Annotated in this window: 13 protein-coding genes; 10 read left to right on the forward strand and 3 right to left on the reverse strand. The window is 53.9% G+C overall.

Annotated features, from left to right (window positions below; translation table 11 throughout):
* Positions 1 to 39 precede the first annotated feature (39 nt).
* Positions 40 to 1,197, reverse strand: coding sequence for a lactonase family protein (locus tag EO763_RS17540; RefSeq protein WP_161529729.1), 1,158 nt, complete (start codon positions 1,195 to 1,197; stop codon positions 40 to 42).
* 158 nt (positions 1,198 to 1,355) lie between these two features.
* Between EO763_RS17540 and EO763_RS17545 the strand changes: the two genes are divergently transcribed.
* The 7 genes from EO763_RS17545 (at position 1,356) to EO763_RS17575 (ending at position 8,927) form a co-directional block, all read left to right on the forward strand.
* On the forward strand, positions 1,356 to 2,576 hold the full coding sequence (locus EO763_RS17545; protein ID WP_039475514.1) for an MFS transporter: 1,221 nt from the start codon (positions 1,356 to 1,358) through the stop codon (positions 2,574 to 2,576).
* Between the two features lie 184 nt (positions 2,577 to 2,760).
* The gene (locus EO763_RS17550) at positions 2,761 to 3,501 is read left to right on the forward strand and encodes an AzlC family ABC transporter permease (protein ID WP_161529730.1); all 741 of its coding nucleotides are present in this window, start codon (positions 2,761 to 2,763) and stop codon (positions 3,499 to 3,501) included.
* Positions 3,498 to 3,827: an L-valine transporter subunit YgaH gene (gene ygaH, locus EO763_RS17555; protein WP_039475517.1), complete on the forward strand. Its 330-nt coding sequence runs from the start codon at positions 3,498 to 3,500 to the stop codon at positions 3,825 to 3,827. Before EO763_RS17550 ends, ygaH begins: the two co-directional genes overlap by 4 nt.
* Before the next feature lie 189 nt (positions 3,828 to 4,016).
* Positions 4,017 to 4,532, forward strand: a complete 516-nt coding sequence (gene mprA, locus EO763_RS17560; RefSeq protein WP_039494527.1) for a transcriptional repressor MprA — start codon at positions 4,017 to 4,019, stop codon at positions 4,530 to 4,532.
* A 275-nt stretch (positions 4,533 to 4,807) separates the two neighbouring features.
* A complete protein-coding gene (gene emrA / locus EO763_RS17565; RefSeq protein WP_161529731.1) occupies positions 4,808 to 5,983 on the forward strand; it encodes a multidrug efflux MFS transporter periplasmic adaptor subunit EmrA in 1,176 nt (391 codons plus the stop codon).
* A gap of 56 nt (positions 5,984 to 6,039) precedes the next feature.
* On the forward strand, positions 6,040 to 7,536 hold the full coding sequence (gene emrB / locus EO763_RS17570) for a multidrug efflux MFS transporter permease subunit EmrB (RefSeq protein WP_219600768.1): 1,497 nt from the start codon (positions 6,040 to 6,042) through the stop codon (positions 7,534 to 7,536).
* 206 nt (positions 7,537 to 7,742) lie between these two features.
* Entirely contained in the window at positions 7,743 to 8,927 is a 1,185-nt protein-coding gene (locus tag EO763_RS17575; RefSeq protein ID WP_010305375.1) for a NupC/NupG family nucleoside CNT transporter, read from the forward strand.
* Between the two features lie 66 nt (positions 8,928 to 8,993).
* Here the strand turns inward: EO763_RS17575 and EO763_RS17580 are convergent, their stop codons facing one another.
* Together EO763_RS17580 and EO763_RS17585 are read right to left on the reverse strand one after the other, a co-directional pair.
* Positions 8,994 to 9,428: a DUF3574 domain-containing protein gene (locus EO763_RS17580; RefSeq protein WP_161529732.1), complete on the reverse strand. Its 435-nt coding sequence runs from the start codon at positions 9,426 to 9,428 to the stop codon at positions 8,994 to 8,996.
* Positions 9,429 to 9,497: 69 nt separating this feature from the next.
* Positions 9,498 to 10,649, reverse strand: coding sequence for a tRNA/rRNA methyltransferase (locus tag EO763_RS17585; RefSeq protein ID WP_161529733.1), 1,152 nt, complete (start codon positions 10,647 to 10,649; stop codon positions 9,498 to 9,500).
* Between the two features lie 249 nt (positions 10,650 to 10,898).
* On the opposite strand from EO763_RS17585, the gene trxC reads away from it, so the two are divergent.
* The 3 genes from trxC (at position 10,899) to EO763_RS17600 (ending at position 14,902) form a co-directional block, all read left to right on the forward strand.
* The gene (gene trxC, locus EO763_RS17590) at positions 10,899 to 11,318 is read left to right on the forward strand and encodes a thioredoxin TrxC (protein WP_161529734.1); all 420 of its coding nucleotides are present in this window, start codon (positions 10,899 to 10,901) and stop codon (positions 11,316 to 11,318) included.
* Positions 11,319 to 11,468: 150 nt separating this feature from the next.
* Entirely contained in the window at positions 11,469 to 12,218 is a 750-nt protein-coding gene (locus tag EO763_RS17595; protein ID WP_425281350.1) for a tRNA-uridine aminocarboxypropyltransferase, read from the forward strand.
* A 32-nt stretch (positions 12,219 to 12,250) separates the two neighbouring features.
* Positions 12,251 to 14,902, forward strand: coding sequence for a bifunctional acetate--CoA ligase family protein/GNAT family N-acetyltransferase (locus tag EO763_RS17600; RefSeq protein ID WP_161529735.1), 2,652 nt, complete (start codon positions 12,251 to 12,253; stop codon positions 14,900 to 14,902).
* The last annotated feature ends 90 nt before the right edge of the window (positions 14,903 to 14,992 follow it).

Consider the following 14,992-nt stretch of genomic DNA (forward strand, 5'->3'; position numbering starts at 1 on the left):
TTTCACAGGAAAGGGGCGTTTTTCATTGATGGGAGATAATTACGGCAGGTTAACGATTTCGACCCAGTTTGCGCCTTTTCCAGTCGGGTATTGCCCTACTCGCACTAAATCCCCGTTATCCTGATTGATGCGATACACCGACAGCGACGTCGATTTTTCACCGCTGGCGATCAGGAATTTCCCGCTTGGATCGATCTGAATGCCGCGCGGCTGCGTTTCCGTCGGGTAGCGCGTGATGTATTGCAACTGTCCGGTTTTCGGTTCTACCCGCAGCAGCGTAATCGTGCTTTTAGTACGTTCCGAGACGTACAGGAATTGTCCATTTGGCGTCAGACGTAAATCAGCGCTCCATATCTGTGGACGGCTGTCGGTGCTATTTTTCTCCGGCGTAATCGTTCCCGCTCGCATTCCTGCATCGGCTGGCACGGTGTCCGTATAATCCAGTAGCGTAAGCTGCCCCGTCTTTTCATTCAGCGACAGACGCGCGACTTTGCCGGACAGTTCATTGCTCACGTAGAGCGTTTTATTATCTGGTGATAACACCAGATGGCGCGGCCCGTTTCCTTTAGGCAGCGTAATTTCTGCTGGTTCATTCGGCGTCAGCGTGCCCGTTTTTGCATCAAACCGGAACTGTACAATTTGGTCGCTGCCCAGGTTGCTGGCAAAAACGAACTTATTTTTGCGATCGGCAATAATACTGTGTGCCTTCTCACCTGTCGGTACCACGGTGACGACACTCGCGTTCACTTTGCCGTCGTTATCAATGCCATTAACGGCGACTTTATTACCGCCGTACGAGGCGCTGAACAGCCACTTTCCAGTTCGGTCCGTCGAGATGTAAGCCATGCTGTCCGGCAATTCAGCTTTGCCTAACGGGCTCAGCGCCCCGCTTTTAGGATCGATTTTATAGCTAACCGCCGAGTAAGGAATACCGCGTGTGGCGGCATAGAGGAAGGATTTATCGGGGCTAATAGCCATCGGCATCACTTTCGCGCCAGCGGCTGCTTTCCCAATAGCGGTTAATTCGCCGCTTTGCGTGTTGAGTGTGTAGGCATCGATTGCGCCGTCAGTGGCAGCAGAGACGTAGACGGCCGTGACCGCCTGCGCGCCCATCGACCACAGCGCCGCGGGAAGAAATGCACATCCTATTAACACTGCAACGCTTTTTTTCTTAACCATCTGATAATGCTTAAACATAATGTCCCCTGTCGATAATGTTATGACTTTGGCAATAAGCTAAATCAATCTCAGGAAAAACAAAACAAACTTAAGAAGCGTAAAGATATTCTGGTATCTCATTAGGCTCTGCCGGATACTATACCTTCTGCTTTTAACATCATATTAACGTTCACACTATGTCTCTTCAGCAACAATCTGTATCACCCCAGCCGCAACCGGGGCTTAGCCTGTCTTTGACCCTGATTATGTCTGTCGCGACCGGCCTTGCCGTCGCCAGTAACTATTATGCCCAACCGCTGCTGGAGACCATTGCCAGAGTCTTTGCGCTTTCCGTCAATCAGGCTGGGTTCATTGTCACCGCCGCACAGCTGGGTTATGCCGTCGGTCTGCTATTTTTGGTGCCGCTGGGGGATATGTTTGAACGCCGAACGCTGATTGTCGGCATGACGTTACTCGCCGCGGGTGGGATGCTGATCACCGCCTCTGCCCCCACGCTCTGGATCATGATTGCCGGTACAGCATTAACCGGGCTGTTCTCCGTTGTCGCACAGCTCTTGGTGCCTCTTGCCGCGACGCTGGCGACGCCAGAAACGCGCGGTAAAGTCGTTGGCACGATCATGAGTGGCCTGCTGCTGGGGATTCTGCTGGCGCGTACCGTCGCGGGTGCGCTGGCTTCACTCGGCGACTGGCGCACCGTGTACTGGGTTGCCAGCACGCTGATGGTCATCATGGCGCTAGTTCTGTGGCGGGCATTGCCGCGCATTCCTCAGCAAAACACGCTGAACTATCCGCAGTTGCTCGTCTCAATTTTCCGCCTGTTCTCTGCCACCCCGCTGCTGCGCACGCGTGCCATCCTGGGCTGTCTGTCCTTTGCCAATTTCAGCATGCTATGGACGTCAATGGCCTTCCTGCTGGCCTCTCCGCCCTACGGCTATTCCGAAGGCGTTATCGGCCTGTTTGGACTGGTCGGTGCCGCCGGAGCCTTAGCGGCATCACGCGCCGGGCGTTTAGTCGATCAGGGCAAGGCCAAGCCGACCACCAGCGTGGGGATTATCCTGCTTTTGCTGTCATGGGGCTTTATCGCGCTCGGTATTCATTCCGTGGCGGCGCTGCTCATTGGTATTATCGTGCTGGATCTGGCGGTTCAGGGCGTACACGTGACCAACCAGAGCGTGATCTACCGTATGATGCCCGAAGCACGTAATCGCCTGACAGCAGGCTATATGACCAGCTATTTTATCGGTGGCGCACTGGGCTCGCTCCTTTCAGCCTCGGCTTACCAGCAGTGGGGCTGGCTGGGCGTCTGTGCCGCTGGCGGCATTATCAGTCTGTTGAACCTGCTGGTGTGGTGGCGAAGCCATCATCACGAAACGCAGGAAGCGATGGCGGCGCTGTAGACCTTCGCATTGCAACTATCGCACTTTTAATTATCACGGTTGAGACCCTCTCATGTGAGACAGTTTCTCATGAGAAGATTCCGCCAGAGACTATCACGCTCGTTCCGTAATAACGTGAAATTCCGGTAACGCTTTGCTAGTGTTACCGGTTAATTCCCTTTAAGTACAAAAAAACATCAAGCCAGTGAAGACACCAACTACACCCGCATCATCTGTACCGACAAAATCTGCGTCTTTTAGCGAAGGCGTATTTGACAGTCTGCCGATTGTTATCGGCTACATGCCCGTGGCATTCGCGTTTGGCATGAACGCCGTCAAACTAGGGTTTACCCCGCTGGAAGGCATTTTCCTTTCCTGCATCATTTACGCCGGAGCCAGCCAGTTCGTTATCACCGCCCTGCTCAGCGCGGGCATGTCCATCTGGGTGGCGGCGTTGACCGTCATGGCGATGGATGTCCGTCATGTGCTGTATGGACCTGCGTTACGGCATCGCATTGCACAACGGTTGCCGACGCGAAAAACCGCGCTGTGGGCATTCGGCCTGACGGATGAAGTCTTTGCCGCCGCAGCCACCCGACTGGCGAAAGATAACCGACGCTGGTCAGAAGAGTGGATGATGGGGGTGTCGCTACTAGCGTGGCTTTCATGGGTGCTCGGCACGGTGATCGGAGCCGTGTTCGGTAACGGCCCGCTGAATGATTACCCAGCCGTTGAAGCGGCACTGTCTTTCATGCTGCCTGCACTGTTCCTGAGTTTTTTACTCGCGTCCTTCAGGCGGAAACAGAGTCTGGTCGTCGCCTGCGCACTCGGTGGCGCGCTGCTTGGTCTGCTACTTTCCTCCATCCCGGCCGCAATACTGTTCGGCATTCTCAGCGGCTGCCTGGCTTCGCTGGTTAATCCTGCCACGCCACAGGTGAACGCATGAGTACAGAAGTCATTCTTATCGGGCTGATTGTCGGGCTGGTGAACTACCTCTTCCGCTACCTTCCCCTGCGACTGAGCGCCTCACGCGCTTCCGGTTCGCTGCAACGCGGTAAAAAAGCGCTATTGCTTGATAGCATCGGCATTGCTTCTATCTGTGCGCTGCTGATTGTTTCCAGCGTGCCGGATATCCTCGCGCATCACGAAAAGCTGCTGCCAACGCTGGTAGGCTTTATTACGCTGACCGCCTGTTTTTACAAAACCCGCAGTATTGTCTTATCAACGTTACTGGGCGCGCTCTGCTACGGAGTAGCCTTTAAACTGCTTTGAATCCGCAGTGAGAATTATCAACTAACATTTTGATTTAAATAAAGTAAGCGGCGAATAGTTTTCATTTTAAGCGATTCCCCGCTTACTTTCTGTCACAGAAATAAGCACAATTCCCCACCTTAATGCCGTTTACCCAGTTAGTAACATTAGTTACTATGCACTCTGTGATTAATGAGGTTTATATAAAAAATGGACAGTTCATTCACTCCTATAGAACAAATGCTCGATCTGCGTGCTTTGCGTAAGCCCGACTTCCCACGTCAGGAAGTGCTATTGCTGCGTTTATTCATGCACGTACAGGGCAAAATCCTGGAACACAGAAACCGAATTCTGAAAGAACAGGGCATCAATGAAACCCTCTTCATGGCATTGCTGACGCTGGAATCTCAAGAGTCTTATAGCATTCAGCCCTCTGAACTCAGTGCCGCATTGGGATCGTCACGCACCAATGCGACGCGCATTGCCGACGATCTGGAGAAGAGAGGCTGGATTGAACGACGCGAGAGCAGCAGCGACAGACGCTGCCTGCATTTGCATCTGACAGAAGAAGGTAAAGCATTTCTTGGTCAACTGATTCCACCGCAGCACCATAGCCTCCATGTGCTTTGCTCCGTGCTTGAATCTGGTGAGCAAAAGCAGCTCGAAAGCCTGATGAGAAAGCTGCTGGTCCGGCTGGATGAGATGGACGAGTCAGTCAACCAATAACAGAAAAAACAACAACAAAAAATACTAGTCAGCACCTTTCCACCCGGAATGACCCGATGCTTATGTATCGGGCAGAGGCGTTTTGCTGCAAAAAATAGGCATGACCTCTCCGCAACCGCGGTATGCGGCTTAGCAAAACGGCAATCTCACGCGCCGGGCGGGCGACTTTAAGCCCTCCCGGGCCGTACAGCAAAATGAATTCATTGCGACTATCGCCAGACTGCTCTGTCTGGTGCAATAGCCGATACAAAGAAAATAAAAAGAGAGAGAACAGCATGAGTGAAAGTGTGGAAAATCAGGTGCCGCAGACGCCACAGAAAAACAAAAAACAGCAGCGCAAACGCGTGTTATCACTGCTGACGTTTATTTTCGTCGTGCTGGGCTGTGCCTGGCTGGTTTACTGGTTCCTGGTGCTCAGACACCACCAAAGCACCGACGACGCCTACGTCGCAGGCAATCAGATTCAGATCATGGCGCAGGTCAGCGGCAGCGTCACCCATGTTAACGTCGACAATACCGATTTTGTTAAGCAGGGACAGGTGCTGGTGGAGTTAGATCCGACCGATGCCCAGCAGACGTTTGAGCGTGCGAAAACCGGGCTGGCCAACAGCGTCCGCCAAACGCACCAGTTGATCATCAACAGTAAGCAGTATCAGGCCAATATTGAACTGCGCCAGACCGAACTGAACAAGGCACAAAGTGACTTGAGCCGCCGGGAAGCGCTGGGCAGTGCCAATGCTATCGGGCGCGAAGAAGTGCAGCATGCTCGCGATGCCGTCGCGACCGCCAAAGCCGCGCTGGAAGTCGCCAGGCAGCAATATCAGGCGAATCAGGCAATGATTCTGGATACGCCGCTTGAGAAGCAACCCGCCATACAGCAAGCCTCCGTAGAAATGCGCGATGCCTGGCTGGCACTACAGCGCACCAAAATCGTCAGCCCGATCGACGGCTATGTCTCACGCCGTAGCGTGCAAATTGGCGCGCGTATCTCTTCGACTTCAGCACTGATGGCCGTGGTTCCTGCCAATCACCTGTGGGTCGACGCGAACTTCAAAGAGACGCAGTTAGCCAATATGCGCATTGGCCAACCGGCTACCGTGATCGCGGATATCTACGGTGACGATGTCGTGTACCAAGGAAAAGTAGTCGGCCTTGATATGGGTACAGGTAGCGCGTTCTCTCTGCTGCCCGCCCAGAACGCGACTGGCAACTGGATCAAAGTCGTTCAGCGCTTGCCCGTGCGTATTGAGATCGATCCGAAGCAGGTCGCCGACCATCCGCTGCGTATCGGTCTGTCCGCGCTGGTTAATGTTGATACTGCCAATACGGAAGGCAGCGCGTTAGCAGAAACCTCACGCACCACGCCAGCCTACCAAAGTGATGCTCTGACGTTGGATCTCACGCCTGTTAATCAGGAAATCAGCGCCATTATTCAGGCGAACGCCGGTTAATCGGGCAGGAGAGAAACGTGCAGAGAGAACCGCTTAAAGGTGCCAGTCTGGCCTGGATGACCGTTGCTCTGTCGCTGGCAACGTTTATGCAGGTGCTGGACTCCACCATCGCCAACGTCGCTATTCCGACTATCGCCGGTAATCTGGGTGCGTCCAACTCACAGGGAACGTGGGTCATCACCTCGTTCGGGGTCGCCAACGCCATCTCTATCCCTATTACTGGCTGGCTGGCCAAACGGTTTGGGGAAGTCCGCCTGTTTTTATGGTCAACGGCACTCTTCGCCCTGACGTCCTGGCTGTGCGGAATGTCCACCAGCCTGGAAATGCTGATTTTCTCCCGCGTCTTGCAGGGGATTGTCGCCGGGCCGCTGATCCCGCTGTCACAGAGTCTGTTGCTAAGCAATTATCCCCCCGCCAAACGCAGCATCGCCCTGGCGCTGTGGTCGATGACCGTGGTCGTCGCGCCGATCTGTGGCCCGATTCTGGGCGGCTGGATTAGCGACAACTATCACTGGGGCTGGATATTCTTCATCAACGTTCCGTTGGGCATCGCCGTGGTGTTTATTGCCATGCAAACGCTGCGCGGACGGGAAACCAAAACCGAGATCAGGCCTATCGATACCATCGGGCTGGCGTTGTTGGTTGTCGGTATCGGTAGCCTTCAGATGATGCTCGACCGGGGCAAAGAGCTGGACTGGTTTAACTCGACAGAAATCATCACCCTGACCGTGGTGGCGGTGATTGCAATCGCCTTCCTGATTGTCTGGGAACTGACGGACGACCACCCGGTGGTGGATTTATCCCTGTTTAAATCGCGCAACTTCACCATTGGCTGTCTGTGTATCAGCCTCGCCTACATGTTTTACTTCGGGGCGATCGTGCTCTTGCCGCAGCTGTTGCAGGAGGTGTATGGCTATACCGCCACCTGGGCCGGGCTGGCGTCAGCACCGGTTGGGCTGATGCCAGTGTTACTGTCGCCGATTATCGGTCGATTCGCGCCGCGTCTGGATATGCGCAAACTGGTGACGTTCAGTTTTATCATGTATGCCGTCTGTTTTTACTGGCGTGCGTACACCTTCGAGCCTGGCATGGATTTCGGCGCATCGGCCTGGCCACAGTTCGTTCAGGGGTTTGCCGTCGCCTGCTTCTTCATGCCGCTGACCACCATCACGCTGTCGGGACTTCCACCGGAACGTTTGGCGGCAGCATCAAGTCTGTCGAACTTTACCCGAACGCTGGCGGGATCGATCGGGACGTCGCTGACCACCACGCTCTGGACACAGCGCGAATCGCTACACCATGCGCACCTGACGGAATCTATCACGCCGTATAATCCGATCGCGCAGGAAACGTACCAGCAGCTTCAAGCGATGGGAATGAGCCAAACGCAGGCTTCAGCCTACATCGCAGAGCAGATTACCGCACAGGGGCTGATTATTTCCGCCAACGAAATCTTCTGGGCCGCAGCGGCCGTATTTCTGGTTCTTCTGGTGCTGGTCTGGTTCGCTAAACCGCCCTTTACCACTGGTGGTGGAGGTGGTGGCGCGCACTAACTCGCCGTAAACTTTCTTTCCCCTTCTGCCAGCAACTGGCCAAAGGGGAATGCTCTTTTACCCTTCCCACCGTCCCCTGATGACTCGAATACATCCCCCCTTCTTATAGCGCTGTAGCGAATAAGGATTTACAGATTCGGGATAAACATATTTTCACATTCCGATTACAATGCGCCTCTTTTATTCGGGGATTAAGTGGTTTTTCTATGTCACAGGTTTTACATTTCATTTTGGCAACAGCAGCCATTTTTTTGCTGGCACTGCTCGTCAGTCATGACAGAAAACGCATCCGACTGCGCTTTATTGTGCAACTGCTGGTGATTGAAATTTTGCTGGCCTATTTCCTTCTACATTCCAGCATCGGGCTTAATGCGATTAGCGCCTTTGCCGGTTTGTTTGAAAAGCTATTATCTTTTGCTAATCAAGGCACCGATTTTGTGTTCGGCGGGATGAACGCACAAGGGCTTTCCTTTATCTTCCTCAATGTGCTCTGCCCTATCGTCTTTATTTCTGCGCTGATCGGCATTTTGCAGCACTGGCGCATTTTACCGCTGATTATCAAAGGCATCGGCACGCTGCTGTCCAAAGTAAACGGGATGGGGAAACTGGAGTCGTTTAACGCCGTGAGTACGCTAATGCTCGGGCAGTCAGAGAATTTTATCGTCTATAAGGGCATCCTCGCCGACATGTCGCCACGTCGGATGTACACGATGGCGGCAACAGCAATGTCGACCGTGTCCATGTCGATTATCAGCGCCTACATGACCATGTTGGACGCTAAATACGTCGTTGCGGCGCTGATTCTGAATATGTTCAGCACCTTTATCATTCTGTCGATTATCAACCCTTATCAGCCTGACGACGAACCAGAACTGAAACTGGAAAAGCTGCATGAAGACCAAAGCTTCTTTGAAATGCTGGGGGAATACATTCTTGCCGGTTTTAAAGTGGCGATGATTATCATGGCGATGCTGATCGGCTTCGTGGCGTTAATTGCTGCCGTGAATGCACTGTTCAGCACCGTCTTCGGCATTAGCTTCCAGGCGATTATGGGCTATGTCTTTTCACCGCTGGCGTGGCTTATCGGCATCCCGTCTTCCGATATTCTGAACGCAGGGAGCATCATGGCGACCAAGCTGGTGGCGAATGAATTTGTTGCTATGATCGAATTGAAGAAGATCGCAGCAGAGATGTCGCCACGCGGACTGGGCATTTTGTCCGTGTTCCTGATTTCCTTCGCTAACTTCGCGTCAATCGGCATCATCGCAGGCGCAATCAAAGGGCTGAATGAAGCACAGGGCAACGTGGTATCGCGCTTCGGCCTGAAGCTGGTTTATGGTTCTACGCTGGTGAGTTTACTGTCTGCGGCAGTGGCGGGACTGGTGCTGTAATACTGATATACTGAAAATCACCTATATTGAAAATCATCAGCCCCTGAAACGGGGCTGATGAAAAAATCAGAACGCAACGCAGACGGGAGCATCAATCCGCATGACGGATTCCTGCGCGAAACGTGATTTGTAGGTAGTGCGCAGCGCTTCAATATCACGCTCCCGATCGGGGCCGTGAATCAACATCAGCGCCTTGCTGTTTTCCCGAGCAACCACGCCATCGTTCCCTAGCCATTGTCCCTTGGCATCAAACACCGTCAGCCCTTCTTTAAAGCGTGGCGTAACGTCACCATCCAGAAACGCTTTCCACTCGGCATCTGAAATCGCCGGGCCAGCGGGACGATTCAAACCAAAATAAAGTGTGGTCTGCACCTGTTTATCGCCAACCTGACACGCCTCAGCGGCTGGCGCAGCAGCAACAGACGAGCGCGGCAGCGAGTGGCAACCGCTTACCAGCAATGTACCCAACAGTAACGATACCGCGATAATTTTCTGCTTCATCACTCGTTCTCTCATCCGTGGTTACACCTACTCAGGGAGCCCATGCTCCCTGAGCGTCGACGCGCGATATCAGGCCTGATTCTGTCGCCACCACTCGGACAGCAAAATACCCGTAGCGACTGAAATATTCAGACTTTCAACCTTACCGGTACCGCCGATAGAGACTTTCACGTCCCCCTGCTGCCAAGCGCTATCCGACAGACCATCACCTTCCTGGCCCAGCACGATCACGGTTTTCGCCGGAAGCGTCGCTTGCGACAATGCCGTACCTTTATGGCTGGAGGTGGTCACGATGGTGTAGCCTGCGTTACGGAATTCCGTCAGCACGGACAGGAAATCGTCAGCGTTAATCGCTTTAACGTGTTCTGCACCACCTTCTGCCGTGCGCACGGCAGCGCCAGATTCCAGCAGCGCCGCATCCTGCACCAGCACACCTTTCACGCCGAAATGCGCGCAGCTGCGCATAATGCCGCCGAGGTTGTGCGGGTTACCCACATCTTCCAGCGCCAGTACACAGTCTTGCTCACCAGCCGTTTTCAGGTACTCACGCACATCCATTCCCTGACGCTTTTTAATCAGGAAACACACGCCGCCGTGGTGCTCGGTGCCGGAAGCCTTAATCAGCTCGTCCTCTTCCACAACGTGGTAAGCCTTGCGGTTTGCCGCCATCCAGCGCAGTGCATCGCGGAAACGCGGTGTCACTTCTTGCAGGAACCAGGCACGAACGATCACTTCAGAACGGTTTTTAAACAGCGCCTGACAGGCATTTTCGCCGTAGACACGTGTTTCTTCCTGACGCTGGCGACGCAGTTGCTCAGGATCGATATGGCTCTTGCCTGTGATACCGCCATGGTCCGGCGTTTCGCTATCGCTTGGCGCACGAGACACGGTTTTCCACGGTGATTCATAGCCACCGGTATCGTCACCGCGCGGCCGGCGAGGCTTATCACCGCTGCGTTCATTACGATCTTTATTGCCCCACGGCGACTTAGCATTGCTATCGCCGTCACGGGACGGATTTTCCCGGGCATAGCGCGGGTTAACATCACGTGGATGCTTCGGCTTTTCACGCTGATCCCGTGAGCCGCCGCCATCACGCCGATCGCCACGGCGATCTCTTTCAGCAGGGCGCTTGTTTTTATTCTCTTTCTCGCCCTCATCATCACTGCGGACGTACATCACACGGACTTTGCCGCTTTTACTATTGAATGAATCGCTCATTGTTCTCTCCACCTACGCGCTGGGCGCGAAGATTACCTTATGTACACCCGCTTAGCCACACGCTTGTGGTAAAAGAGCGCTAACAGTCAGAAGCTATTGTAGCTATTGGGCAAACCACGTTGTTGCCATAATGTCTCCCCACCATAATTTATTCACGCTTAAGCAACATACCGCTGACTTTCCAATGCCGTATTGCGCGCATTTTATCAGCGACATCTTTATTTTAGCCCTTTTATCTGAGGCCCTGTTATGAATACGGTATGTGGATCTTGCCAAACAACCAATCGCCTGCCAGAAGAGCGTGTTGATGACCATGCAAAGTGTGGTCGTTGCGGAGAAACCTTATTCAGCGGTGACGTTACCAATGCCACAGAAGCGACGCTCGATAAGCTGTTACAGGACGATCTTCCCGTTGTGATCGATTTCTGGGCACCCTGGTGCGGCCCCTGCATCAACTTCGCCCCGGTGTTTGAAAACGTCGCGCAGGAGCGTAGCGGGAAAATCCGCTTTATTAAGGTCAATACCGAAGCCGAACCGGCACTCAGCGCACGTTTCCGTATCCGCAGTATTCCAACCCTCATGATCTTTAAACAGGGCCAGATGGTCGACATCCTCAACGGCGCATTGCCAAAAGCACAGTTTGAGAGCTGGCTGGACGAATCACTGTAGAGAATTAATTAGGGTAGGAACGCAGGTATTATTGCCTCCTACCCTTTTGGTCAACTCGCCTGTCGATTAGAATGTCGCCTTTCTGAATCGGCTTCTCAATGATGAGAAAGAAGCAGGTTCGTTGCAGAATCTCATGGCGTCATCTATTTCATGATCAACCATCCTTTAATGGTTAACCGTCCCCTCACAGACAATGCTGTACTCCGTCTGCGCCAGCAACGTCTTGAACAGTCAACCAAACCGTTTCGCGCCCGTGGCTGTCGCGTAATACGCTGCCAGCAGTGTTTATTACCCGCAACCAACTGCCTGTGTCACACCATTCAGGCGCAGGAGTCCCGCAGCCGCGTCTGTCTGATCATGTTTGATACCGAACCGTTAAAGCCGAGCAATACCGGACGTCTTATCGCCGATATTCTTCCCGAGACGCAGGCGTTTCGCTGGTCACGCACCGAGCCAGACCCCGAATTGCTGGCTACGCTGCAAAACCCAGACGTTCAGCCCTATCTGGTCTTCCTTGCCGATGCAGCGGAAGAAGGACGTCAGGTGTTTCACCAACTTCCCGTAACGGAAAAGCCCGCGCTATTTGTCTTACTCGATGGAACCTGGCCAGAAGCACGTAAAATGTTCCGCAAAAGCCCTTATCTGGACAACCTGCCGATCCTGTCGCTGAATGTAGAGGCACTGTCCCGCTATCAACTGCGTGAAGCCAGCAGCGCAGGGCAACACTGCACCGCCGAAATTGCCATCGCCCTGCTCGCACAGGCGGGGGATATCGTCGCGGCCGACGCGCTATCCCAGCATTTTGATCGTTTCCGGCAACACTATCTGGCGGGGAAATCACACCACAGCTTGCGAGAAAGTTTACCCACCGTCACAGCACAACCGGCAGAAAGCGTTTAGTATCAAAGGGGATTGATGTGAAGGAGTGACGCATGAGCCAGCGCGGATTGGAAGCACTGTTACGCCCTAAGTCTATCGCCGTTCTCGGCGCGTCCGAAAAACCGGGAAGAGCCGGTTTTCTGATGATGAAAAATTTGTTGGACGGCCATTTCAGCGGCCCCGTGCTGCCTGTTACACCGAAATATCGTGCCGTCTGCGGCGTGCTGGCCTATCCGACTGTTGCCAGCCTGCCCATGACGCCCGACCTTGCCGTGATTTGCACCAACGCCAGCCGTAATCTCACGCTGTTAGACGATCTGGGACAGAAAGGCTGCAAAACGGTCATCATCCTCTCCGCACCACCGACCCAGTTCAGCGAATTAAAGGCCTGCGCTGTACGCTACCACATGCGTCTGCTTGGCCCTAATAGCCTCGGGCTACTCGCGCCCTGGCAAGGCCTGAATGCCAGTTTCTCCCCTGTGCCGATTATGAAAGGCAAGCTGGCATTCATTTCGCAGTCGGCCGCCGTGTCCAACACGATACTGGACTGGGCGCAGCAGCGCGGTATTGGCTTTTCCTATTTTATCGCTCTGGGCGACAGTCTGGATATCGATGTCGACGACCTGTTAGATTTTCTGGCACGCGATGGCAAAACCAGTGCGATTCTGCTGCATCTGGAACACATCAGCGATGCGCGCCGTTTCCTTTCCGCTTCTCGTAGCGCATCCCGGAATAAACCGATACTGGTGATCAAAAGCGGGCGTAGCCAGCAGGCACAGCAGTTGCTGAATGACCAGCGCCACGGTCTGGATGCCGCCTATGACGCAGCAATTCAACGCGCAGGCTTACTGCGGGTACGGGATACGCATGAGCTTTTTTCCGCGGTGGAAACCTTAAGCCACCTGCGGCCGCTGCGCGGTGAACGCCTGATGCTAGTAAGCAATGGCGCATCGCCCGCTGCACAGGCGCTGGATCAGCTCCTCAGCCGACAAGGCAAGCTAGCACAGCTCAGCGAGGCGACCCGACAAGCGCTACAGGAAGCGCTACCGCCAACCGTCACGATCGGCAATCCGCTCGATCTGCGTGATGATGCGACCGCGGCTCGCTATCTGGCAGCGGTTTCAGTATTACTGGACAGCGATGAAGTCGATGCACTCTTAATCATTCACGCGCCCAGCGCCGCGGCTCCCGGCACCGATAGTGCATCTCAGTTGATCACGCTCTTCCAACAGCATCCGCGTGGGAAAAGAATTACGCTGCTGACCAACTGGTGCGGCGAATTCTCCTCGCAGGAAGCACGACGTTTGTTTAACGACGCAGGCATTCCGACCTATCGCACACCGGAAGGCGCGGTTACAGCATTTATGCATATCGTCGAATATCGACGTAATCAGAAACAGCTAAAGGAAACCCCAGCGCTGCCGCTGAATTTAGGCATTAACGCCAGTCAGGCACATGCGCTGATTCATCAGGCACTGTCAGATGGCGTAACACAGCTCGACACGCATGAAGTTCAGCCGATCCTGCAAGCCTACGGTTTGGACACGTTACCGACCTGGATTGCTGGCGACAGCGCAGAAGCCGTCCATATCGCCGAGCAAATTGGCTACCCGGTCGCAATTAAGCTGAGGTCACCAGATATCCCGCATAAATCGGAAGTTCAGGGCGTCATGCTATACCTGCGAACCGCCAGAGAAGTCCAACAGGCGGCAGATGCTATTCTTGACCGGGTGAAACGCACTTATCCACAGGCGCGCATCTACGGTCTGCTGGTGCAGAGTATGGCAAATCGCGCCGGTGCGCAGGAGCTCAGGATTGCCGTCGAGCCAGACCCCGTTTTCGGCCCGCTGATTATGCTAGGAGAAGGCGGCGTTGAGTGGCGAGAAAAACAGGCTGCCGTCGCCCTGCCTCCGCTGAATATGACGTTAGCCCGCTATTTGGTGCTGCAAGCGGTAAAAGGCGGAAAAATTCGGGAATACAGCGCGCTGCGTCCGCTGGACATTCCCGCGCTCAGCCGCTTGCTGGTTCAGGTTTCCAACCTGATTCTCGACTGCCCTGAAATTTCTCGGCTAGATATTCATCCTCTGCTGGCATCCGGGGATACGTTTACGCTGCTGGATGTCACGCTGCATCTGACGCCGTTCAGTGGCGACCCGCAATCAAGGCTGGCAATTCGCCCCTATCCACACGAGTTGGAAGAAACGATCACCCTCAAAAATGGTGATAGTTGTCTGTTCCGACCAATTTTGCCAGAAGATGAACCGCTGCTCAGTTCGTTCATTGCAAGAGTGACGAAGGAAGACCTGTATTACCGTTATTTCAGCGAAATTAATGAATTTACTCACGAAGACTTAGCCAATATGACACAAATTGACTACGATCGTGAGATGGCATTCGTTGCCGTGCGCCAGCGCGGTGAGGAGACGGAGATTATTGGCGTGACGCGTGCGATTTCCGATCCGGATAATACGGATGCGGAATTTGCCGTGCTGGTGCGATCCGATCTAAAAGGGCTGGGCCTTGGCAGACGCCTGTTGGAAAAGCTGATCGATTACGCCAAAGCGCATGGTCTCTCCCGCTTGACCGGCATCACCATGCCGCATAATCAAGGCATGATACAGCTGTCCAAAAAGCTCGGTTTTCACATCGACGTACAATTAGAAGAGGGAATTGTGACACTGGAATTGCCGCTGAAGAATGGATAGCACGACGTGACATGGCTCGTGCAACGAGAATTGTGATACCCATTCAATGGCAAAACAGACTCACAACAGCCGGAAAGTAATGGTATTATC

It is taken from the genome of Pectobacterium odoriferum (genome assembly GCF_009931295.1).
Lineage (GTDB): Bacteria > Pseudomonadota > Gammaproteobacteria > Enterobacterales > Enterobacteriaceae > Pectobacterium > Pectobacterium odoriferum.

Bases quoted from the DNA above. Each gene is read 5' to 3' on its own strand.
- EO763_RS17540 (WP_161529729.1), bottom strand. From the start codon at position 1,197: ATGTTTAAGCATTATCAGATGGTTAAGAAAAAAAGCGTTGCAGTGTTA.
- EO763_RS17545 (WP_039475514.1), top strand. From the start codon at position 1,356: ATGTCTCTTCAGCAACAATCTGTATCACCCCAGCCGCAACCGGGGCTT.
- ygaH (WP_039475517.1), top strand. From the start codon at position 3,498: ATGAGTACAGAAGTCATTCTTATCGGGCTGATTGTCGGGCTGGTGAAC.
- mprA (WP_039494527.1), top strand. From the start codon at position 4,017: ATGGACAGTTCATTCACTCCTATAGAACAAATGCTCGATCTGCGTGCT.
- emrA (WP_161529731.1), top strand. From the start codon at position 4,808: ATGAGTGAAAGTGTGGAAAATCAGGTGCCGCAGACGCCACAGAAAAAC.
- emrB (WP_219600768.1), top strand. From the start codon at position 6,040: ATGACCGTTGCTCTGTCGCTGGCAACGTTTATGCAGGTGCTGGACTCC.
- EO763_RS17575 (WP_010305375.1), top strand. From the start codon at position 7,743: ATGTCACAGGTTTTACATTTCATTTTGGCAACAGCAGCCATTTTTTTG.
- EO763_RS17580 (WP_161529732.1), bottom strand. From the start codon at position 9,428: ATGAAGCAGAAAATTATCGCGGTATCGTTACTGTTGGGTACATTGCTG.
- EO763_RS17585 (WP_161529733.1), bottom strand. From the start codon at position 10,649: ATGAGCGATTCATTCAATAGTAAAAGCGGCAAAGTCCGTGTGATGTAC.
- trxC (WP_161529734.1), top strand. From the start codon at position 10,899: ATGAATACGGTATGTGGATCTTGCCAAACAACCAATCGCCTGCCAGAA.
- EO763_RS17595 (WP_425281350.1), top strand. From the start codon at position 11,469: ATGATCAACCATCCTTTAATGGTTAACCGTCCCCTCACAGACAATGCT.
- EO763_RS17600 (WP_161529735.1), top strand. From the start codon at position 12,251: ATGAGCCAGCGCGGATTGGAAGCACTGTTACGCCCTAAGTCTATCGCC.